This is a genomic window from Planobispora longispora, assembly GCF_016863135.1.
GTDB lineage: Bacteria > Actinomycetota > Actinomycetes > Streptosporangiales > Streptosporangiaceae > Planobispora > Planobispora longispora.
The window spans coordinates 44,683-66,246 of the sequence record NZ_BOOH01000021.1 but is presented as its reverse complement, the minus strand read 5'-3'; the positions used below and the strand labels follow the sequence as shown (position 1 = coordinate 66,246).

The 21,564-nt window shown below is 73.8% G+C and carries 18 protein-coding genes; 13 read left to right on the top strand and 5 right to left on the bottom strand.

Features of this window, described 5'->3' with window-relative positions; translation table 11 throughout:
- Nucleotides 1–91: 91 nt before the first annotated feature.
- The 5 genes from Plo01_RS14350 (at nucleotide 92) to Plo01_RS14330 (ending at nucleotide 7,622) form a co-directional block, all read left to right on the top strand.
- Entirely contained in the window at nucleotides 92–1,882 is a 1,791-nt protein-coding gene (locus Plo01_RS14350) for an N-acetylglutaminylglutamine amidotransferase (RefSeq protein ID WP_203891065.1), read from the top strand.
- Entirely contained in the window at nucleotides 1,879–3,732 is a 1,854-nt protein-coding gene (locus Plo01_RS14345) for a S9 family peptidase (RefSeq protein ID WP_203891064.1), read from the top strand. Before Plo01_RS14350 ends, Plo01_RS14345 begins: the two co-directional genes overlap by 4 nt.
- 123 nt (nucleotides 3,733–3,855) lie before the next feature.
- A complete protein-coding gene (locus tag Plo01_RS14340) occupies nucleotides 3,856–5,685 on the top strand; it encodes a glycoside hydrolase family 43 protein (protein WP_203891063.1) in 1,830 nt (609 codons plus the stop codon).
- Nucleotides 5,686–5,816: 131 nt separating this feature from the next.
- Nucleotides 5,817–6,299: a metallophosphoesterase family protein gene (locus Plo01_RS14335; protein ID WP_203891062.1), complete on the top strand. Its 483-nt coding sequence runs from the start codon at nucleotides 5,817–5,819 to the stop codon at nucleotides 6,297–6,299.
- Between the two features lie 210 nt (nucleotides 6,300–6,509).
- Entirely contained in the window at nucleotides 6,510–7,622 is a 1,113-nt protein-coding gene (locus tag Plo01_RS14330) for a hypothetical protein (RefSeq protein WP_203891061.1), read from the top strand.
- Here Plo01_RS14330 and Plo01_RS14325 read toward each other — a convergent pair.
- Entirely contained in the window at nucleotides 7,619–9,553 is a 1,935-nt protein-coding gene (locus Plo01_RS14325; protein WP_203891060.1) for a hypothetical protein, read from the bottom strand. The two genes, Plo01_RS14330 and Plo01_RS14325, sit on opposite strands and share 4 nt — an antisense overlap.
- A 258-nt stretch (nucleotides 9,554–9,811) precedes the next feature.
- Between Plo01_RS14325 and Plo01_RS14320 the strand changes: the two genes are divergently transcribed.
- Nucleotides 9,812–10,645 carry a helix-turn-helix domain-containing protein gene (locus Plo01_RS14320; RefSeq protein ID WP_203891059.1) on the top strand — a complete coding sequence of 278 codons (834 nt, stop codon included), beginning with the start codon at nucleotides 9,812–9,814 and terminating at the stop codon, nucleotides 10,643–10,645.
- A gap of 81 nt (nucleotides 10,646–10,726) precedes the next feature.
- Here Plo01_RS14320 and Plo01_RS14315 read toward each other — a convergent pair whose 3' ends face one another.
- The 4 genes from Plo01_RS14315 to Plo01_RS14300 all read right to left on the bottom strand — a co-directional run bounded on the left by Plo01_RS14315 (nucleotide 10,727) and on the right by Plo01_RS14300 (nucleotide 14,549).
- Nucleotides 10,727–11,242 carry a hypothetical protein gene (locus Plo01_RS14315; protein ID WP_203891058.1) on the bottom strand — a complete coding sequence of 172 codons (516 nt, stop codon included), beginning with the start codon at nucleotides 11,240–11,242 and terminating at the stop codon, nucleotides 10,727–10,729.
- Between the two features lie 69 nt (nucleotides 11,243–11,311).
- Complete coding sequence (locus tag Plo01_RS14310) at nucleotides 11,312–11,833, bottom strand: hypothetical protein (protein ID WP_203891057.1); 522 nt, start codon at nucleotides 11,831–11,833, stop codon at nucleotides 11,312–11,314.
- A 103-nt stretch (nucleotides 11,834–11,936) separates the two neighbouring features.
- Nucleotides 11,937–13,079: a lipase family protein gene (locus Plo01_RS14305; protein ID WP_203891056.1), complete on the bottom strand. Its 1,143-nt coding sequence runs from the start codon at nucleotides 13,077–13,079 to the stop codon at nucleotides 11,937–11,939.
- Between the two features lie 30 nt (nucleotides 13,080–13,109).
- On the bottom strand, nucleotides 13,110–14,549 hold the full coding sequence (locus tag Plo01_RS14300; protein WP_203891055.1) for an MFS transporter: 1,440 nt from the start codon (nucleotides 14,547–14,549) through the stop codon (nucleotides 13,110–13,112).
- A gap of 424 nt (nucleotides 14,550–14,973) precedes the next feature.
- On the opposite strand from Plo01_RS14300, the gene Plo01_RS14295 reads away from it, so the two are divergent.
- The 7 genes from Plo01_RS14295 (at nucleotide 14,974) to Plo01_RS14265 (ending at nucleotide 21,542) form a co-directional block, all read left to right on the top strand.
- A complete protein-coding gene (locus Plo01_RS14295) occupies nucleotides 14,974–15,768 on the top strand; it encodes a S1C family serine protease (RefSeq protein WP_203891054.1) in 795 nt (264 codons plus the stop codon).
- A gap of 36 nt (nucleotides 15,769–15,804) precedes the next feature.
- Nucleotides 15,805–16,794: an AAA family ATPase gene (locus Plo01_RS14290; protein ID WP_239316312.1), complete on the top strand. Its 990-nt coding sequence runs from the start codon at nucleotides 15,805–15,807 to the stop codon at nucleotides 16,792–16,794.
- Nucleotides 16,795–16,797: 3 nt separating this feature from the next.
- Entirely contained in the window at nucleotides 16,798–17,682 is an 885-nt protein-coding gene (locus Plo01_RS14285; protein WP_203891053.1) for a DUF58 domain-containing protein, read from the top strand.
- 130 nt (nucleotides 17,683–17,812) lie between these two features.
- Nucleotides 17,813–18,763, top strand: a complete 951-nt coding sequence (locus Plo01_RS14280) for a VWA domain-containing protein (protein ID WP_203891052.1) — start codon at nucleotides 17,813–17,815, stop codon at nucleotides 18,761–18,763.
- Nucleotides 18,764–19,852, top strand: coding sequence for a VWA domain-containing protein (locus tag Plo01_RS14275; RefSeq protein ID WP_203891051.1), 1,089 nt, complete (start codon nucleotides 18,764–18,766; stop codon nucleotides 19,850–19,852).
- An 86-nt stretch (nucleotides 19,853–19,938) separates the two neighbouring features.
- The gene (locus Plo01_RS14270) at nucleotides 19,939–20,805 is read left to right on the top strand and encodes a GNAT family N-acetyltransferase (RefSeq protein WP_203891050.1); all 867 of its coding nucleotides are present in this window, start codon (nucleotides 19,939–19,941) and stop codon (nucleotides 20,803–20,805) included.
- A gap of 173 nt (nucleotides 20,806–20,978) precedes the next feature.
- A complete protein-coding gene (locus Plo01_RS14265; RefSeq protein WP_203891049.1) occupies nucleotides 20,979–21,542 on the top strand; it encodes a DUF6461 domain-containing protein in 564 nt (187 codons plus the stop codon).
- Nucleotides 21,543–21,564: the final 22 nt, after the last annotated feature.

Genomic DNA, 21,564 nt, shown 5'->3' with positions numbered 1-21,564 from the left:
CGGGCGGAGGCTTGAGAACGATCGTGTGCGGGGCTTGACGAGCATGACGCGGGGCTTCGAGAACGACCATGACTACGTGAGGGATGACTAGATGTGCGGGCTGAGCGGTGAGATCCGATTCGACGGGCGGACGGCGGACATCGGCGCCGTGGGCCGGATGACCGACGCCATGCACGAGCGCGGCCCCGACGGGTCGGGGCTGTGGTCGCTGGGGCCGGTCGCCCTCGGCCACCGCCGTCTGAAGATCATCGACTTGTCGGAGAAGGCGGCCCAGCCCATGGTGGACAGCGCCCTGGGCCTGACGGCGGCGTTCAACGGCTGCCTGTACAACTACCGGGAGCTCCGCGAGGAACTGCGGGGCCGGGGATACCGCTTCTTCTCGTCCTCCGACACCGAGGTGCTGCTGAAGGCCTTCCACCATTGGGGACCCGACTGCGTGGAGCGGTTCAAGGGCATGTTCGCCTTTGCGATCTTCGAGCGGGACACCGGCCGTCTGACGCTCGCCCGGGACCGGATGGGCATCAAGCCGATGTACCTGACCCGCGACGCCGGCCGGCTGCGCTTCGCCTCCTCGCTGCCCGCGCTGCTGGCCGGCGGAGGGGTGGGCGGCGACATCGACCGGGTGGCCCTGCACCACTACATGACCTTCCACTCGCTGGTGCCGGGTGAGCGCACGATCCTGGCCGGAGTCCGCAAGCTCCCGCCGGCCACGGTGCGGACCGTCGAGGCGGACGGCACGACCCGGGACCGCCGCTACTGGCGGCCGCCCTACACCCGCTCGGCCCTGCCGGAGTACGCCGGGATGGGCGCCGACGACTGGCGTGAGGCCGTGCTGGAACGGCTGCGCGCGGCCGTGCGGCGGCGCATGGTCGCCGACGTGCCGGTGGGCGTGCTGCTCTCCGGCGGCCTGGACTCCAGCCTGATCGTCGCGCTGCTGGCCGAGGAGGGTCAGGAGGGGCTGTCGACCTTCAGCATCGGGTTCCAGCCGGCCGGCGGCCTCGCCGGGGACGAGTTCGTCTACTCCGACCTGGTGGCCGAGCGCTTCGGCACCCGCCACCACCGCCTCCGCGTCGAGGACGCGTGGCTGGTGCCCGCCCTGGAGCGCGCGGTGCGGGCGATGAGCGAGCCGATGGCCAGCCACGACTGCGTCGCCTTCCACCTGTTGTCCGAGCAGGTCGCCAAGCACGTCACGGTCGTGCAGTCCGGACAGGGCGCCGACGAGGTCTTCGCCGGCTACAGCTGGTTCCCGCCGCTGGCCGGCGTGGCGCGCGAGCAGGCCGCCGCCGTCTACGCCCGCGAGTTCTTCGACCGCCAGCACGAGGCCATGGCGGAGATCCTCTCGCCCGAGTACCTGATCGGCGAGGACGCCAGCGGCGCGTTCGTCCGGCGCCACCTGGCGGCGCCCGGCGCGGAGACCGCGCTGGACGCGGTGCTGCGCCTGGAGGTCGAGGCCATGATGGTCGACGACCCGGTCAAGCGGGTGGACAACATGACGATGGCCTTCGGCCTGGAGGCCCGGACCCCGTTCCTCGACCACGACCTGGTCGAGCTGGCCGCGGCCTGCCCGCCGGAGCTCAAGCTGGCCTCCGGCGGCAAGGGCGTGCTCAAGGACATCGCCCGCAAGCTGCTGCCCGCCGAGGTCGTCGACCGGACCAAGGGGTACTTCCCGGTCCCCGCCGTACGGCACGTCGACGGGCCGCTGCTGGAGCTCGTCCGCGACGCGTTGAACGCGCCCGCCGCGCGCGCCCGCGGCCTGTTCGACCGGTCATATGTGGCGCGGCTGCTCGACGCGCCCAACGAGCACCGTACGCCGGTCGGCGTCAACGTGCTGTGGCACCTTGGACTCCTGGAGTTGTGGCTGCAAGCCCAAGGAGTTCGATGACGCATATCCTCGGCGTCCGCCCGCACCTTCCGGCGGACGCGAGCCTGGCCGCCTGGCACTGCCGGGCTCCCGCCCTGGCGCCCGACGCGAGCGCCGTCGCCTTCGTGGGCGACTCCGGGGGCTCGCCCCGCGTCTGGGTCCAGCCCCTGACCGGGGAGGCGGAGGCGTGGCCGGTCGACACCGGACCGGAGCCGGTCGCCGACGTGGGCTGGTCCCCCGACGCCAGGCGGCTGGCGGTCCGCGTCGTGCCGGGCGGCGGGGAGCACGCGCAGGTCTGGACGGTCCGGCCCGACGGCACGGATCTGCGGCCGCTGGCCGCCCCCGCGGGCGGATCGGCGTCGTTCGTGCGCTGGACGGGGCGCGGAGAGCTCCTCCTCGTCGCCGAGACCTCCGCGTCGGGCGTGACCGAGGCGGTGCTGGTCGACGCCGTCTCAGGCAGCCGGGAGGTCGTCGCGGCCGGTCCGCTGACGCATCCGGCCGCGATCAGCCGCGACCACCGGCGGATGCTGCTGCGGCGCGGCCCGCGCGGCGTGCGGAGGATGTCCGTGGTGGATCTGGCGGGCGGTTCGGAACGTTCCACACCGGACGGGCGGACCCCGGCCGAGGACCGGCCGCCGGGGGAACGGCCCCTGCTGACGGGGCTGCCCGGCTCCACCGACTACGGCATCCTCTCCCCCGACGGGATGACCGTCTACCTGCTGTCCGACGCCGGCCGCGACCGGCCCGCGCTGGTCGCGGTGCGGGGGGACGGCCGGACGGACACGCTGGCCGAGCGCCCGGACGCCGATCTGGACCAGTTCGCCCTCAGCGCCGACGGCGACCGCGCCGTACTGGTGTGGAACGTCTCCGGCAGGTCGGAGCTGGAACTGATCGAGACGGACACCGGCGCGCTGCACCCGCTCCCCCCTCCGCCCGCCGACGTGGTGACCTCGATCAGGGTGTCGCTGGACGGCTGCCTGGCCGTGCTCGGCGCCGAGGGACCCGGCCGCCCTCCCCACGTGCTCCTGTGCGAGCTGGCGACCGGCCTCTACCGCCGGGTCGCGGGGGCGGACGCGCTCGCCGAGGCGGTCGAGCCGGAGCTCGTGCGCTTCCCGGCGCGGGACGGCGTGGAGCTGAGCGGATGGCTCTACCGGGTCCCGGGGACGCAGGCGCCGTCGCCCTTCCTCATGTACCTGCACGGCGGCCCGGAGTACCAGGAACGCCCCACCTTCAACCCGCTGTACCAGAACCTGCTGGCCGCCGGGATCGGGGTGTTCGCGCCCAACGTCCGCGGCTCCTCCGGCTCCGGCCGGGCCTTCCGCGACGCCGACAACCACGCGCTGCGCTTCCGCGCGATCGACGACGCCGCCGACTGCGCCGAGGAGCTGGCACGGCTCGGCCTCGCCGACCCCGCCCGGATCGCCTGCATGGGGTGGTCGTACGGCGGCTACCTGACCCTGGCCGCCCTCGTCACCCGCCCCGACCTCTTCCGGGCCGGGGTCGACGTCTGCGGCATCTCCGACTTCGAGACCTTCTACGCGCGGACCGAGCCGTGGATCGCCGCGGCCGCCGTCAGCGAGTACGGCCATCCCCGCGACGACCGCGACCTGCTGCGCGCCCTGTCGCCCCTGCGCTCCTTCGACCGGCTGACCGCCCCGCTGCTGGTCGTGCACGGCGCCCATGACACCAACGTCCCGGTGCGCGAGGCCGAGCAGGCCGTCCAGGCCGCGCGGGGCCGGGGGGTGCCCTGCGAGTACCTGCTGTTCGAGGACGAGGGGCACGAGATCAGGCGGCCCGCCAACCGGGCGGCCTTCGTCAGGAACGTCGTCGCGTGGCTCGAACGGCACCTGATCGTCCCCGCCCGGGTGTGACGCCGTACCCGCCGGGACCGGAAAGGGGATGAGCTATGTACAACGTTGAATACAACGTTGTACAAATGGCTGGCGAAAGGATCGTCCAGGCAGGGCTCGGGGGCCGGAGCGGAAGAGGTCTTCATGGTCATCAGAGTCGTCCAACGCGTGATCATGGCATTGGCGGGATCAGCCTGCCTGCTCGCGGCGGCGCCGGCCACCGCGGCCCCGGGCGCGCCGGCCGCTCCCGCGCCGGCCGTCCCGGCGTCGGGTGATCCGGCCCCGGCCGGGCCCGTCCCGGCCTCCGGCGGAAGGCCGGGGACCTACAGCAACCCGGTCAGCCGTACCTTCGCCGACACCTACGCCGACCCCGCGATCGTCCGCGGCGAGGACGGCTGGTGGTACGCCGTGGGGACCAGCGACCCCCTGCGGGAGGGCGAGGGAGAGCGGCACTACCTGCCGATCTCCCGGTCGCGGAACCTGACCGACTGGAGCTACGTCGGCGACGCCTTCACCGCGGAGACCCTCCCCGGGTGGGCCGACACCGCGGCGGGCGCCAGCCTGTGGGCGCCGGACATCCGGCGGGTGGGCGGCGAGTACCGCCTGTACTACGTGGTCACCCAGACCACCGTCACACCGGAGCAGAACGACAACGCGATCGGGATGGCCACCGCGCCCACGCCGGCCGGGCCGTGGACCGACTCGGGCGCCCCGGTCGTGGGCCCGCGCAGGGGCGGCGGCGGACCCGGCGACTTCAAGTGGACCTTCGACCCGAGTCACGCCGTCGACACCGACGGGACCGAGTATCTCGTTTACGGCTCCTACTACGGCGGGATCTTCATCACCCGCCTCGACCCCACCGGCGGGAAGGCCGTGGGCGAGCCCACGATGATCGCCATCGACAACAAGTTCGAGGGCGGCTACCTGGTGCGCCGCGGCGGCTACTGGTACCTGTTCGCCTCCTCCGCCGACTGCTGCGCGGGCCCGACCACCGGATACAGCGTCTACGCCGGGCGCTCCCGCTCCATCACCGGGCCCTACGCCGACCGCGAGGGCGTCCCGCTGGTCGCGTCCCGGGCCGGCGGCACGATCGTCATCGCGCCGAACGGCAACCGCTGGGTGGGCACCGGGCACAACGCCGTCGTGACCGACCCCGCCGGGCAGGACTGGTTCGTCTACCACGCCATCGACCGCGCCGACCCGTACCTCGACGAGCCCTTCGGGATCAACGAGCGGCCCATGCTGATCGACCGGCTCGACTGGATCGGCGGCTGGCCGACCGTCCGGGGCGGCGCGTGGGCCTCGGAGGACCCCCAGCGGGCGCCCGGCCACGCCGGGCCCGTGAAGGTCGCGCCCACCCCCCGGCCCGGCCCGGTCGACCGCGGCCGCAGCGACGAGTTCGACGGCACGCAGCTCCGCCCCGGCTGGAGCTGGGTGCGCGCGCCGCAGGGAGAGCTCACCGGCGGGGCGCTGCGCTGGCCGACGCAGGACGCCGAGCTCAACAGGGACACCAACACCGCCTCGGTGCTCCTGCGCGAGGCCCCCGAGGGCGACTGGACCGCCGAGACCAGCCTCCGCATCGACCTGGGCACCGACACGGTCCGCAACTACCAGCAGGCGGGCCTGATCGTGTACGCCGGGGACGACCTCTACACCAAGCTCGTCCACGTCGCGATCTGGAACACCCGCCAGACCGAGTTCGGCAAGGAGATGCCCTACGCCGGCCGGATCGCCTATGGCGGCACGATCGTCGGGCCGCCGGCCGAGGAGACCCGGCTCCGTCTCATCCACCGCGTCGACCGGCGCGACGGCGAGCACGAACTCCGCGCGGCGACCAGCCGTGACGGCCGCACGTGGGTCTTCGGCGGCGTGTGGACGCTACCCGCCGAGGCCGACCTGCGCGTCGGCCTCATCTCCCTGGGAGGCGCCGGCGCCACGGCCGAGTTCGACTACTTCCGTCTCCACCGGCGCTGACGGGCCGTCCGCACCGGCCGCTGACGGGCCGTCCGCCCTCCGGAAGGGCTGACGGTCCGTCGGCGCGCCTCGGAGTGGAGGCGCGGGGCGGCGAGCCGTTCGAGGCGCGCTCGCGCGGGCAGGACCTCGTCGTGAGAGTAGCGGTCCTGTCCGACACCCACGCGCCGCGGCGCTGGAAGTCCTGCCCGCCGCGGGTCGCGGAGCACCTGCGCGACGTGGACCTGATCCTGCACGCCGGGGACGTCTGCACCGCGGGCGTGCTCGACGAGCTGGCCGCCTACGCGCCCGTCCACGCGGTCAAGGGCAACAACGACGGAGACGACGTGGTCGCGCCCGAGACGCTCGAACTCGACCTCGGCGGGCTCCGGGTGGCGATGATCCACGACAGCGGCGCGGCGCGGGGGCGGCTGGCCCGGCTGCGCCGCCGGTTCCCCCGCGCCGACCTGGTCGTCTTCGGGCACTCGCACATCCCGCTCGACGAGAGCGGCGACGGCCTGCGCATCTTCAACCCCGGCTCGCCCACCGACCGCCGCCGCCAGCCGTACGGCACCATGGGCCTGCTGCGGATCGAGGGCGGAGCCTTGGCCGAGGCGGCGATCGTGCCGGTCACCTGACCCGCGCGCCGGGGCGATGCCTCACTTCGCGGGATCCGTACCATTGTCCTCCAACCGGATACCGGCGGAAGTGAGGACTCCATGCGGCTCGCAGGCGCGCTGGCAGCGGTATCGCTCACGCTGGTTTCAGCCGCGTGCACGTCGGAGAGGTCGGGGACGGGTGGACCGGCGAGCACGCCCACCGAGGCCGCCGTATCGGTGACCTCGTCCGTGGGCGCGAGCGCGGAGGCGGTGACCGTCTCGTCCGAGGACTGCCCCGAGCCCGCCCGCACCGCGGACGGCTTCCAGGCGGCCTCCGTCCCGTCCGGCTGGGAACTGCTGGCGGCCGGGGAACGAGGCGCCCTCCGGGGCGGTGTGGTGACCGCGGACGGGGCGCTGTGGGCGCTGCGCGAGGAGGGACAGGGCGACCTGACACTGCGCCGCTGGAAAGACGGCCGCTGGGAGGCGGTGGCCGGGCCGCCCGGGATGAAGCCCGGCGCCCTGGCGGCGAGTCCCGGCGGTGGGATCTGGGTGGCGCAGCCGGGAGAGGGGATGTGGAGCGACACGGGGACCTGGAAGGTGGGTGTGCGCGAGGGCGGCGGATGGCGGACGCTCGCACTCGACGTGCCGGATCAGAAAGCGGGGGGCGGCTCCGCCGACGCGCACGGCGGCTGGATGACCTTCAGCACCGTCGCCGTCCACTGGGACGGCGCGAACTGGAAGCGGATGAACCTGCCCGCCGGCCAGGAGGACGTGGGGGGCTTCTCGGACGTCGACGCATACCGGCTGTCCGGCTCCGCCGAGGAGATCTGGGCCGTTCCCCTCACCGGGGCCACGGCCGTACGGCTGCGCGACGGCGTGTCGCAGACGGTGCAGTTCACGCTGCGGATCGACGCGAAGGAGGCCATCCACGACACCCAGGGCGGCCTCTTCTACCCGCAGGCCGTCGCGGTCGTCGGCGCGGACGACAGGTGGCTGCTCGGGACGGCGGCGTTCGGCACCCACTACCTGGACGAGAACGAGGACACCGTCGCCGGGCGGCTGGTGGCGGTGCGCCACACACGGGGCGAATGGACCTGCACGTGGGGTCCCTTCCATCGGGAGCAGTTCGACGGCGCCTTCGTGGACGCGGTGCCGGACGGGGACGGCGGGCTGTGGGCGGCGACGGCGCACGGGACGTTGTGGCACCTCGGCGACGGGCGCTGGACCAGGCAGCGCCTGCCCGCGGACGAGGGCGCGGAGCCGAACGTCAACGATCTGGTGGTCGGCGGCGACCAGATCTACGCGCTGGGCTGGGTCGCCTCGCAGGGACGGTTCCACGGGGCGCTCTGGCGCGCCGGCTAGCCGGGCTGATAGCTGCAGAGCCGCCCGGTCCGGATGGTCAGGCGCAACTCCTCGCCGAGGATCGGGTCGGCGGAGGCGATGCGGCCGATGGCACGCCGGACGGCCTTGCCGACCGCGACGCGGGCACGTTCCCCATTTTCCGGGAAATTCCGGATCCGTCCGGCCAGACCGGTTGCGGACTCCAGCTCGTCGATCAGCCAGTCGCGCTCGACCCGCGCCCGCTCCGCCCGGACGATGTCGTTGGCCGCCTCGTGTTCGTCGATCTCCTCCTGCAGCAGCGACAGCCGTTCGCGGTACGTCCGCATCGCCGCCTCGTCCAGTGCCGGCTGGGCGCTGCCGGCGCCGGCCCCCGCCGCGGCCCCGCCGCGCGGCGCCGGACCCGCGGCCAGCTCGACGGCCGGAATCTCGTAGCGGGGATTGGCCACCAGGACCGCGAGATAGGCCATCCCCCGGCTGTGCTCGACCCACACGCTCCGCTGCCCCATCCCGACCCGCCACCGGCGGCCCTCACGCCGGCATTCCACCCGTGCCCGCCGCCCGCCGACCCCGGCGGCGGCGTCCCCGGCGTGCGGCTCCCTCCCACCGGGCAGGACCATGCCCAGCTCGGCCGCCTCGCCCGTGGCGATCTCCCGCTGCCGGGCCGCCTCGGCGGCGTCCCCCGGCCCCGCCCGGAGCGCCAGCGCCTGCGCCCACCGCGCGCGCGACAGCACCGCGGCCGGCCAGTGTCCCATGGCCAGGTTGTCCTGTACGGCCGCCCGCAGATGCTCGACCGCCCGCTGCGCGTCGCCCGCGGTCAGCTCGGCCACGCCCAGCGTGTGCCGGGCGGAGCCGAAGCACGCGACGCCGAGACTGGCCACCATCGGCAGCCGGGCGAACGGGCCGAGCAACTCGGCGGCCACCGTCGCGGTCTCGGCGTCCCCCAGCAGGTGCGCGGCCTCCACGATCCCGTACATGGCCACCAGCCAGGTGCTGGACCGGGGCAGCAGGGCCAGGTCCCGGCCGCGCAGCCGTGCCAGCGCGCCGGCCGCCAGCCGCCGGTCCCCGGCTCCGGCGGCGGCCACCGCCAGCGCGGCCACGTAGGCGTTGTCCACGGTGCTGAGCTCCGGCGAGTTCACCTCCTCGGTCAGCATCGGAATCAGCTCGGCGATGCGCCCCTGGTACCAGCGGATGGCCACCAGCTGCGCGCCGTGCCAATTGGCGGCGTCCGCGTCTCCGGCCCGCCTCCCCTGTTCGGCGCAGGCGGCCGCCTCGGCCTCGGCCCGCGTCAACCGGCCCGCGCGGATGTCGAGCATCACCTCGATCGCCCGCACCACGAACCCGACCGCCAGGTGGTCCTGCCGGGCCAGCAGGCCGCGCAGTTCCGCCAGGTGGCGCTCCGCGTGCGGGTCCGCGTCGAGAATGCGGTCGATGGTGCGCCACAGCAGTCCCATCAGCAGGTCGCTGCGGCAGGAGGTCCGGAAACTCGCGGTGATCAGCTCTTGGGCGAGTCCGTGCCGCGTCTCGCTCTGACCGGGTCCCAGCAGGCACTGGTGGGCCAGGCTGAGCGCCTCGGTCCACGCCGCCGGATCGCCCGACCGCCTGGCCTCCTCCGTCACGGCGAGGACCGCCGTGCGCCCGCCCGACCGGTAGTCGGCCTCGGCGGCCAGCCGTACCCGGAGCCGGAGAGCCAGCGACGAGCGCGGGTCCACCGCCGACAACGCGTGCCGCAGTCGTGCCTCGATCGACGCGGCGGCCGTCACCCCGCGGTGCTCGTGCACCCACAGACCGGACATCCCCAGCGCCGCCAGGGCCAGCGCCGGGCCGTCGCCCCGCTCCTCGGCCGCGCGGTACGCCGCGTCGAAGCACTCCCGGCTGGAGCGCAGGTCGCCGTCGACGCACCGGGCGCGGGCGCCGTCGAGGAGCAGCGATCCGACCTCGTCGTCCTCGGCCACCGGTGCCGTCCCGAGGTGCGGCGGGCAGCCGCCGCATCGAGCTCCGCGAGCTCCGCGAGCTCCGCGGCTCCCCCGTCCCCCGCCCACGCCGCCGCCGACCGCGGCCGGCGACTGGCGATCCACGGCAGCAGTCATCTCGGTGGCTCCTCCGATCGGTGTGCGATCAGGGTGCCACGGGATGGTTTCAGCTGGCTTGAACATCTTTGCTCGGCGGATCCGCCGTATCCATCGCCGGATCCGTCGCCTACCCTCGCTAGGGTGCGAACATCCGTGGCACTCGCCGCCCGGCCCGGTTTCGCGGTCTCGGCGGTGACCTGCCGTGACGACCACACGGGATGGTCCGAGGCCGAGACCCACACCGGCTACCGGGTGGTGCTCGTCAACCGCGGCAGGTTCCGCAGGATGGCCGACGGGCTGACCGAGACCGTCGACCCGACCATGGCCTACCTCGGCGTCCCGGGCGAGGAGCAGCGCTTCTCCCACCCGGCGGGCGGCGACGTGTGCACCCTGGTGAACCTGACTCCGCGACTGTGGCGGACCCTCGCCGGAGACATCGCGCGCCCGGCCCGTACGGCGATCTACGTGGACGCCCGGCTGCACCTCGCCCACCGCCGCTTCCTCGCGGCCACCGGGCGCGGCCCCGTCCGCCCCGGGAACGCAGACCACGACTACGCCCTCGCCGAGGAGCTGCTGCGCCTGCTCGCGGTCGCGCTGGAGCAGGTGGCCCCGGGCCCGACCCCCGCGGGCGAGCGCGCCTCCCGGGACGATCGGACACTGGTCACCCGCGCCCGCGAGGCCATCGCCGCCGACCACCCCGCCGCCGGAGGACTGTTCCCGCTCGCCGAGCTGCTGGACGTCTCGCCGTACCGGTTGAGCCGCGCCTTCTCCAGGGAACTGGGCGTCTCCCTGACCCGCTACCGCAACCGCGTGCGCGTGGGCCGGGCGCTCGATCGCCTGGAGGCCGGTGAGACCAGCCTCGGCCTGCTGGCCGCGGACCTCGGCTTCGCCGACCACGCCCACCTCACCCGGACCGTCCGCGACCAGCTGGGCCGCACGCCCACGGCCCTGCGCCGACTGCTCGCCCACGGGTGATCGACGCGCTCGCCCCGGAGCGGGGTGACGGGCGCCGGGGGCGGGCGGCCCGGGCGAGATCTTCCGGACCACCCGGTCCCGCTACAGCTCGAAGCTGGTCTGCACCACATTCGTGTTCTTCGTCATGCGGGAGTACCCGGGAGCCTCGAAGATGACCTTGACGTAGATCTCGTCCTCGTCACCCTCGTAGACGTCGTCCTCATCGAGGTATTTCCCGCAGTTGAGCGTGGGATGGGAGAGGATGATGAGCCCGCCCCCGTTCCGGTCCGACCCCGCGCTCAGGCTCGCGTCGGGCGCCTTGTAGAGCCGGTTGTCATAGACGGGGTCGTCGCCCCAGACCTCGATCCGGGCCTTCGCGCCGTTGCCGACCAGATACTGCGCCTGGGCGTTCGTCATCCCGACCTTGGCGAGCGTGACGAGCTTGCAGTTCGAAAGGCCGGGCCCCGTCCTGGTGATGGTCAGGTGAGCGGTCAGCTTGCCGGGGATGTCGTCGGCCTGGGCGGGGGTCGCGGGGACCGCGACCGCCGCGACGGCGACGCCGAGCCCGGCGATCAGGCGGGCGATTCTCTCGGCCACGGGTTTCTTGATTGTCGACATCGTTCCTCCGCTGCTCATCGGGATTGCTGGTCGGGCGTTGCCCATCGGGAGTCGTTCATCGGGAGTCGTTCATCCGGACTGGGACCGGCGCAGCTGACCGCGTGTCCTGACGTGGCGGTTGGTCGCGGGAAGCCAGCACGTCACCAGGGCCGCCAGCGCGCCCAGGGCGGCCAGTGCCGCCAGGACCCCGGTGATCGGGGACACCATGTCCGTCAGGTCCCGCAGACCGAGGAGTACGGCGACGGGCGCGACGACGCTCAGCACGATCCGGCCCCACGTCCTGCCGTCCTTGACGGGAACCAGGAGCAGGCCGAAGACCGCCCCGAAGAAGAGCCAGGCGTACGCCCGCGCCTGAAGCGAGCCGAACGCGGCCTCCACGACGGAGTCCACGGCCGCCGCGTCGATCTCGGCGCCGAGTTCCTCCCGCAGGTAGTCCCGGAGCAGGCTTCTGCCCGCGATCAGGGAGACCGCCGCCGTGACCAGCATGGAAGCGGCGGCCAGGGCGGTGGACAGGATGGCGGCCAGCAATGTCCCCGGCCTGCCCGCGGTACCGCCCGCCGGCTGGTGGACGGTGGGGATGTAGTCGTTCACGAGCGTTCCTTTCGATGGTTCCGTACGGCCTGCGCGCCGTACGGGCGGAGACGGGCAGGGGGCGGCGGAGACGTGCGACGCCCCCGGCGGTCTTCGGCGCCCCTCAACCGAGCCGGCCGGCGAGCCACGCGACGGCGTCCGGGGCGCCGGCGAACGCGCCGGCGAGGTGCTCCTCGGCCCGCACCACGGCCCAGGTCACCTGGGCGCCGCGGGCGGTGTAGTCGGCGAGCAGCTCCCGGCCGAGCTCGGTGGGGACCAGCAGGTCGCCGGCGACGTGGTAGAGGTAGAGCGGCGCGCCCGGCCGGTGCCGGCCGTTCTTCTCCCGGTCGAGGAGCTCCCGCCAGACGGGCTCGTCCCAGGGCTCCTCGCGGACCGTGTGGCGGTGCATGGGCTCGGGGAACTCGACGATCAGCCCGGCCGCGTCCAGGGTCGCGGCCCGGGCGGCGGCCGCCCTCCCGCTCTCGCTGAGGATCGCCTCGAGGGCGGGGTCCCGGTGGGCGTGGGCGAGGCCGACGAGGACCGCGAGCCCCAGCCCGGAGAACGGTCCCCCGTCGATCGCCTTGGCCACCGCCCGCAGGTCGGAGGGGACCCCGCCCGCCGCCACGCCCCGCAGATCCAGGTCCGGCGCGTAGGAGGGCTGGAGTTCCGCCGCCCAGGCGGCGTAGCGCCCGCCTTCGGAGTAGCCCCAGACCAGCACGGGCCCGCCCGCGGCCGGGGTCCCGTCGAGACCGGCGGCCGCCCGGACGATGTCCAGCATCGTGTGGGCGCCCGACCGGCCCGCGCCGTAGGTGTGGGGACCCGGCATCCCGAGACCTTCCCCGTCGGTGACGGCGACGGCCCAGCCGCGCCCCAGCGCGAGGTCGATCAGCGGGATCTCCGTCTCGGCGCCCGACCGCATCAGGTGGCTCGGCGCGGCGTCCCGGCCCAGGCCGTGCACGCCGACCCCGTAGCTGAGAACCGGTCGCGGGCCGGGGTCCGGCCAGGGCGCGGAGGGAACCAGCACCGTTCCCGAGACCTCGATCGGCCGGCCACGCGAATCGGTCGAGACGTAGACCACCTGCCGGGCGGCGGCCTCCACGCCGGTCTTGATCTCGACCCTCCGGGACCGGAGGAGGTCACCGGGGCTGCGGGACCTGCCGGCCTTGTCGGACCTGCCGGACCTGCCGGACCTGCCGGACCTGCCGGACCTGCCGGACCTGCCGCCCGGGGCGTAGAACGGATCCTCGCTGGGAGGGGGGATGGACATGACATCACCTTTCTGGAATGGAGGTGCGGGTCAGCGCTTCGGTGCCGTCCACACGGCGATGACGAGCGCGAGCGCCGCCAGCCCGCCCGCGGCGGCGAAGCCCTGACCGAATCCGGAGACGAGCGCCTCTCGCATCGCGCCCGGCGTCGGCGCGGCGGAGGCGCTCCCGGCCCGGCCGGCCAGGTCCGCCTCGGTCACCGAGGCCGCCAGGGCGGCGAGCGCGGCGACGCCGATCGTGCCGCCCACCGCCTGGAAGGTGCTGAGCAGGCCGGATGCGATCCCGGCGTCCGCCTCCGCGACATCGGTCATCGCCGAGGCCGCGTTGGCCACGAACGTCGTCCCCACACCGGCGCCGAGCCCGATGAGGGCGGGCAGCAGCAGGGCGGGATAGGAACTGCCGGCGTCGACCGTCACCAGGCACAGCGCCGCGGCCGCGGTCGCGGCGGTGCCGCCGAGCACCAGCGGCCGTGTTCCGGTGACGTGCATGAGCCGCCGGGTGACGAGCGCGAAGACGAGCACGCCGAACCCGATCGGCAGGAACCGGAGGCCCGCCTCGATCGGTTCCTGGCCGAGCACGTCCTGCAGCGCCCGGCTGAGGAAGAAGAAGGACGGATAGAGGCAGGCGAACAGCAGCCCGGCGATGAGGTAGGCGCCCAGCCGGGTGCGATGGGCCAGGAGCCGCAACGGCAGCATCGGCTCGGCCGTCCTGCGCTCGACCAGGACGAAGAGCGCGAGCAGCAGGGCCGCCGCACCGAGCGCGACGGTGGAGGCAGGGTCGCCCCAGCCGTCGGCGCCGGCCCGGATCACGCCGTACACCAGGGAGGTCAGCGCGGCGGTCCCCACCGCGGCGCCCAGAACGTCCAGGCGGCGGCGCGCTCCGGTCGACTCGGGCAGTACGCGTGGCGCGCCGGCCAGCAGTGCGACGCCTATCGGCACGTTCACCAGGAACACCCAGCGCCAGGAGGCCAGCTCGGTCAGGAGGCCGCCCAGGACGAGCCCGAGGGTGATACCGAGGCCCGCCATGGCCCCGTAGGCGACCATGGCCTTCGTCCGGGCCGGCCCCGGAGGGCAGAGCGTCGTGATCAGGGAGAGGGTCGTCGGGGTGGCCAGCGCGGCGCCGATCCCCTGGCCGGCCCGCGCGGCGAGCAGGATGCCGGGATCGTGGGCGAACCCGCCGATCAGGGAGGAGACCGTGAACACGAAGATCCCGATCATGAGGGTACGGCGGCGCCCCGCCAGATCACCGGCCCGCCCGCCCAGGAGCAGCAGACCGGCGTAGGCCAGGGTGTAGGCGTCGATCACCCAGGCCAGCCCGGCGTTCGACAGGGCGAGCTCCCGCTGGATCGCGGGCAGGGCGAGATTGACGATCGTCACGTCCAGGGTCGCCATCAGCTGCGCCGTGCAGATGAGCGGTATCGCGAACGCGCTCAGCCGTTTCCCGGACGCCCCGAGAACGTTTACCGCAGTCATCGCCGTCTCTCCTTCACCGTGGGTCGCCTCGAGGTCGCGGAAACCGCTCGCCGTTCAGGTCGCGGAAACCGCTCACCGTCCGCTCAACCGCGGAGAGGCGGCGCGTCATGGAACGTGCCAGCCGTGCCTTCCGGAGGAAGGGCCGGTGAGCCGGACATCCACCAAGGAGTTCCATCCGGGTCCACGCCCGTTCCATCGCGGACGCGTCCCCGTGTCTTCGGTGTGCCGCCGGTACGGCGGACCGGCGGACGTTCGCGGGACGGCGAGGCGCCGGGGACGGGGGTGGCGCGGAGCCTCGATCAGGCCGCCGCTCCGCCGATCCGCCGGGGATCCGGATCCGCGGATCCGCGGATTCTTCCGGTTCTCATGAATTTCCCAGGTGAAGTTTGTAGCACTTTCGACTGGGATTTATGAGTATGGGGCGATGGAGCGCGTGCCGCAGGAGGCCGGTGCGGCCGAGGCTCAGGGGACTCACGGAGCCGTGGCCGGGAGAGCTCGGAGGTTCGCCGTCGGGGGCGGCGCGCTCGTCGCCGTGGCGGTGCTGGCGTACTGGCTGGGAGGCGGCGGCGGGAACGGCGAGGAGGCCGTACCCCGGCCGAGCGCGACGCCGACGCCCAGTGCGACGCTCACGGTGGCCGACGTCTACAAGAGGGTCGGGCCGTCGGTCGTGGTCATCCGGGCCGGCAAGTCGCTCGGAACCGGGGTGATCGCGGCCGAGGACGGGACGATCCTGACCGCGCACCACGTCGTCGAGGGCACGAAGGACATCAACCTGACGTTCGCCGACGGCACCAAGACGGAGGCCGTCGTCACCTCGTCGAATCCCAAGCGCGACGTCGCGCTCCTCAGGCCCGCGGAACTGCCGGAGATCGTCGTCCCGGCGACGCTCGGCGGAGCCGTGACCGTGGGCGCGCCCGTCGTGGCGATCGGCAATCCGCTGGGCCTGACCTACAGCGTCTCCACCGGTGTCGTGTCGGGCCTGAACCGCAGCGCCGAAGACGGCGACCTGAGCGGGCTCATCCAGTTCGACGCCTCCGTCAACCCGGGCAGCTCCGGCGGTCCCCTGCTGGACGCCCGCGGCCTGGTCGTCGGGATCGTCGTCTCGATCGCCGACCCGGGGGGCGACGAGGCGTTCGCCGGCATCGCGTTCGCGGTGCCGATCGGCGCGGCCCTGGGCGGCGAAGACGACGGCCCGCCGGACGAGGGGCCCCTGATCTGACCGAAGCCGACCAAGCGTCAGGAGAAGGAACACCAGATGACCTCGACCAAGTCCCCCGAGTCGGCCCACCCGCTCGAACACGTGCTGTTCGAGGTCAAACGCACGATCGTCGGACAGGACGTCCTGCTGGAGCGCATGGCCGTCGCCCTGATCGCCGACGGCCACCTGCTCGTCGAGGGGGTGCCCGGCCTGGCCAAGACGCTCGCGGTGAAGTCGCTGGCCGCCGCGATCGCCGGGACGTTCCAGCGCGTCCAGTTCACCCCCGACCTGGTGCCCGCCGACCTCGTGGGCACGCGGGTCTACCACCAGCGCTCCGGGGAGTTCCGTACCGAGCTGGGCCCGGTGTTCGCGAACCTGCTGCTCGCCGACGAGATCAACCGCGCCCCCGCCAAGGTGCAGAGCGCCCTGCTGGAGGTGATGCAGGAGCATCAGGTGACGATCGGCCGCGAGACGTTCCGGGTGCCCGAGCCGTTCCTGGTCATGGCGACGGAGAACCCGATCGAGTCGGAGGGCACCTACCCGCTGCCCGAGGCGCAGGTCGACCGTTTCATGATGAAGGTGGTCGTCGACTATCCGACGCAGACCGAGGAGCAGGCGATCGTCGGCCGGGCGCTGCGCCCGCCGGAGCCGCCGCAGCCGATGGTGACGGCCGAGGAGCTGATCGCGATGCGGGCCCGCGCCCGGGAGGTGTACGTCGATCCGGCGATCGTCGACTACGCGGTACGGCTGGTCGCCGTGACGCGTTCCCCCGCGACGGCCGGGCTCGGCGAGCTGGAACGGTACGTCACCTACGGGGCGAGCCCGCGGGCGTCCATCGCGCTCGTCACCGGCGCCCGGGCGCTGGCGTTCCTGCGCGGCCGCGATTACGCCCTGCCGCACGACCTGTCCGAGCTCGCGCTCGACGTGCTGCGCCACCGGCTCGTGCTGTCCTACGAGGCCCTGGCGGACGACGTCGACGCCGACACGATCGTCACCGGGGTGCTCGGGGCCGTCCGGGCGCCCGACGTCGTCCTGCAGAACCGCTGAGCCATGGCCACCGCCCCCGAGAAACTCCTGCTCCGCCTGGAGTGGAAGGTCGTCCGCAAGCTCGACGGCCGGCTCCAGGGCGCCCACCGCACCGCGCACCGCGGCTCCGGGATCGACTTCACCGGGTTGCGCGCCTACAGCGAGGGCGACGACGCCCGGCACGTCGACTGGAACGTGACCGCACGGCTGGACGAGCCGCACCTGCGGGTGTTCACCGAGGACCGCGAGCTGACGGTGTGGCTCGTGCTCGACCGGTCGGCCTCGATGGCGGCCGGCCGGCCGGGGCGCGGCAAGCACGACGTGCTCGCCGAGCTCGCGCTCGTCCTGGCCCGGCTGTTCGGCCGGGGCGGCAACCGCGTCGGCGCCCTGCTGTTCGACACCGGGATGCTGCGCGTCGTGCCGCCCGGCGCCTCCCGGCGGCACGCGCTGCGGATCGGCGCCGAGCTGGAACGCACCGCCGGGACGCGCGGCGGCGCCACCACCGACCTGGCGGAGATGCTCGACGCGGCCGGACGGCTCGCCCGCCGCCGCGCGCTCGTCGTCGTGCTGTCGGACTTCATCGGCGACGGCGACTGGGAGCGCTCACTGCGGCGCCTGGCCCGGCGGCACGAGGTGGTCGCCCTGCGGATCGTGGACACCGCCGACGACGTGCTGCCCGACGCCGGGCTGATCGTGGTCGAGGACGCCGAGACCGGTGAGCAGCTCGTCGTCGACTCCGCCGACCCGTTGTTGCGGGTGCGCTTCCGCGAGGCCGTCGACGCCCGCGACGCCCGGCTCACGGCGGGCATGCGCCGGGCCGGGGTGCCCGTCCACCGCATCGACACCCACCGTGACCTGGCCGAGGCGCTCGTCGAGGTCGTCGCCCGGACCCGGGACCGGTCGTCATGACCGGGCCCGCCGAGGTCGTCAGCCGACGCGACACCCTGGTCATGAGACTGACGGAGGAGGCCGTGACCGGACCCGCCGAGGTCGCCGACGGACGCGGCACCCCGGCCACGAGGCCGGCGGAGGAGGCCTCATGACCCTGTCCTCCCCGCTGCTGCTGGCCGTCGGACTGCTCGTCACGGCGGCGCTCGCCTGGGCGGCCGTCGTCTCGGCGCGCCGCCGGACGGCCGCGCTCGCCGCGGCCGGCGTCGCCGTTCCGGGCGGCCGCCGGGCGTACCTCGGGGTCGGCCTGACGATCGCCGGCGTCGGGACGCTCGCCGTCGCCACCGCCGGACCGGCGGCCATGGTGCCGGTCCCGCGGACCGCGGGCACCGTCATCCTGGCCATCGACGTCTCCAACAGCATGGGGGCCGACGACGTCGCGCCCAACCGGCTGACGGCCGCGCAGCGGGCGGCGCGCGCCTTCGTGGAGGGGCAGCCCGACAGCGTCGACATCGGAGTCGTCGCGTTCGAGCAGGGCGCGCTCACCGTCGCACGGCCCGACGACGACCACTCCCTCGCGCTCAAGGCCATCGACCGCCTGAAGGTCGCCGGCGGCACCTCGCTGGGCACGGCCATCACGGCCTCGCTGTCGGCGATCACCGGCAAGCAGGTGACCGTCGGCCGCGACGGCGCCACGCCCGACATCGGCTACTGGCCGTCGGCGACGATCGTGATGTTCTCCGACGGCCAGAACCGGGGCTCGGACGTCGAACAGGCCGCCGCCGCAGCCCAGAAGGCGGGCGTCCGCATCCACGCCGTCGGGATCGGCACCACGGCCGGGGCGACGGTGAAGGTCGACGGCTACCACCTGCAGACCTCGCTCGAGGAGGACACCCTCACCTTGATCGCGCAGACCACCGGCGGCGCCTACCATCCCGCCTCCGACATCGCGCGGCTCGACGGGATCGCCGACACGATCGATCTGCGGCTCACCGTCTCCGACGAGCCGCTGCCCCTCGCCGGCGGGCTGATCGGGCTCGCCCTCGCGCTGCTCACCGCCGGAGCGGCGCTCACCGTGCTCCGGTCCGGACGGGTGATCTGAATGACGTTCTCATGGCCGTGGGCGCTGCTGGCAGTCCTGATCGTCCCGCTGATCCTCGTCATCCGCGCGTGGGCGCGACGGCGCCGCCGGCGGGCCGCCGTACGCGTCACCTCGATCGCGCTCGTGCGGAGCGCCCTGCCCGGCCGTACGCGCTGGACGCGGAAGATCCCCCCGGCGCTGTTCATGGCCGGGCTCGTCGTGCTGGCGGTCGGGGCCGCGCGGCCGCAGGCGTCGGTGCCGGTGCCGCAGACGTCGGCGACGATCCTGCTCGCGCTCGACACCTCCGGCTCCATGTGCTCCACGGACGTCGATCCCAACCGCATCACCGCCGCGAAGAAGGCCGCCGCGGAGTTCATCGAGTCGCAGCGCGGCGGGCCGCGCATCGGCCTGGTCACCTTCGCGGGCACCGCGGGCCTGCTCGTCCCCCCCACCGACGACACCGACTCGCTGATCGAGGCGCTGGACAACCTCACCGTGGCCCGCGGCACCGCGATCGGGCAGGCCGTGCTCAGCTCGATCGACGCGATCGCGGAGGTCGATCCGTCGGTCGCCCCGACCGGGGCGAACCCCGCAAGCGGCGGCGACGACTACGCCGGCGCCGCGATCGTCGTGCTCACCGACGGCGCCAACACCCGGGGCGTCGACCCGCAGACCGCCGCCCGGGAGGCGGCCCTGCGCCGCGTCCGCGTCTTCACCATCGGGTTCGGCACCACGGACCCGGCCCCGATGGTGTGCGAGAACTCGCAGTTCGACGGCAGCTTCGGCGGCTGGGGCGGCGGCTTCGGCGGCCGCGGCAGATTCGACGGCGGCCGCAACATCCGCCTCATCGACGAGCCCGCGCTCAAGCAGATCGCCCAGACCACCGGCGGTTCCTACCACCGCGCCGAGAACGCCGACCAGCTGGACAGCGCCCTCGCCGCCCTTCCCGGCAGCTTCACCGTCGTCCGCCAGCGGGTCGACACGGCCGCCGCCTTCGCCGCCGGCGGCGCCGTCCTCATCACCGCGGCCCTGTCCCTCTCCCTCTGGTGGAACCGCCCCCGCCCCCCCGGCCCGCTGACGCCGCCTGCGGAACCGCCCCCGGCCCGCTGACACCGCCTGCCGCCTACGGCCGGGCACGCCGAGGCCGGCCGAAATCGGGATGCGGACCGCCGGTCCGGTGATGTGTGATCGGGGCTATGACGATTGCGCTGGACGGGCCGGGAGTCGACGGGCTGCGCGAGGTCGCGGGCGTGCTGCGGGAGTGGCAGCGCGACGGGGCGCCGACGCAACTGCATCCGGGGGACCTGGGCTGGTTCTGGCGGTTCGGCGCGGAGGCGACGGCCGCGGCGGTCCGGACGTGGAGCCGGGACGGACGGATTCTCGCCGTCGGGCTGCTGGACCATCCCAGGCTGTTGCGGCTGGCGGTCGCGCCGGACGCCCAGCGGGACGAGGAGCTGGCACGACGGCTGGTCGAGGACGTGACCGGACCGGAGCGCGGCGTGCTGGTCGAGGGAGAGGCGAGCGTCGACGCGTCGATGTGCGCACCGGTCCAGGACCTGCTGGCCGGGGACGGCTGGAACGCCGGCGAGCCGTGGACGCCGCTGCGCCGCGACCTCACCCGGCCGGTGAAGGACCCGGGCGTGCGGATCGAGGTCATCGGGCCGGAGCGGGCTCACGTGCGGACAGCCGTACAGCGGGCGGCGTTCGACAGGTCGACGTTCACCGACGAGCGCTGGCACGCCATGGCCGCCGGACCTCCGTACGCCGACGCCCGGTGCCTGGTCGCGTACGACGGCCGGGGCGAGGCGGTGGCGGCGGTGACGGTGTGGTCGGCCGGTCCCGGCAGGCCCGGGCTGCTCGAACCGATGGGCGTGCACCGGGAACATCGCGGTCACGGCTACGGCAAGGCGATCACCGTCGCCGCGGCGGCCGCGCTCCAGGATCTGGGCTCGTCGAGCGCGATCGTCTGCACCCCGAGCTCCAACGCCGGCGCCGTCGCCGCCTACGAGTCAGCCGGCTTCCGGCGGCTCCCCGAGGTCCGGGACCACTGCCGGGACGCCTAGCGCCTCCCCGGCTTCCCTGAAGGGGGAGAACGCGAAGCGGTCCATGGCGGCCGATCTCGATGTCCCCGCGCCGCGAAGATCGGTGGCCGGCCCCGGTCATCGCACCGCTTGCACATGTGGGATTTGTCGGCGGCCGCTGCGATCATGCCGTCCACATGATCGAAGGAGCGGCAGTGACCGAGTGCCCCGAGGAATTCCGCTGGCTCTCCGGCTGCGAGGACCTGGATGAGATCTACTGCGTGTCCTTCGTCCGGGACCTCACCCCGGACGAGGTCCTCCGCCGCTTCAGCGTGGACGTGAGCACCGCGGACGAGTGCGACCCGGCCGACTACGTCGGCACCGCGAAGATCGGCGACTGGACCCTGACCGTCGAACCGGGAGGATGGCAGCTCGCCGCCGACCCCGAGACATACACCCGGGTCGGGCGGGGAACCGAGATCGTGTCGGTCTCCCGCCACGACTACGCCTCGGACACCTTCGCCTACATCGTCGACGGCGAGCCGGTCGTCTGGTTCGACCCGATGTTCCCTGAGGAGCGGTCGGGCACCGATCCGGACCGCTTCGTCGGGGAGATGCGCGAGGTCGGCCTGGATCCCGACCACGACATCGACGACTCGGAGGACATCCGCTTCCCGATCGAGAGGTCCTTCGCCCTGGCGAGCAGGATCACCGGCCTCCGCTTCTCCCCGGAGATGCTGGAACTGTGCTCCTACCGCATCGAATCCGGTGAGGACTGAAGGGCATCGGCGTCAAAGACGG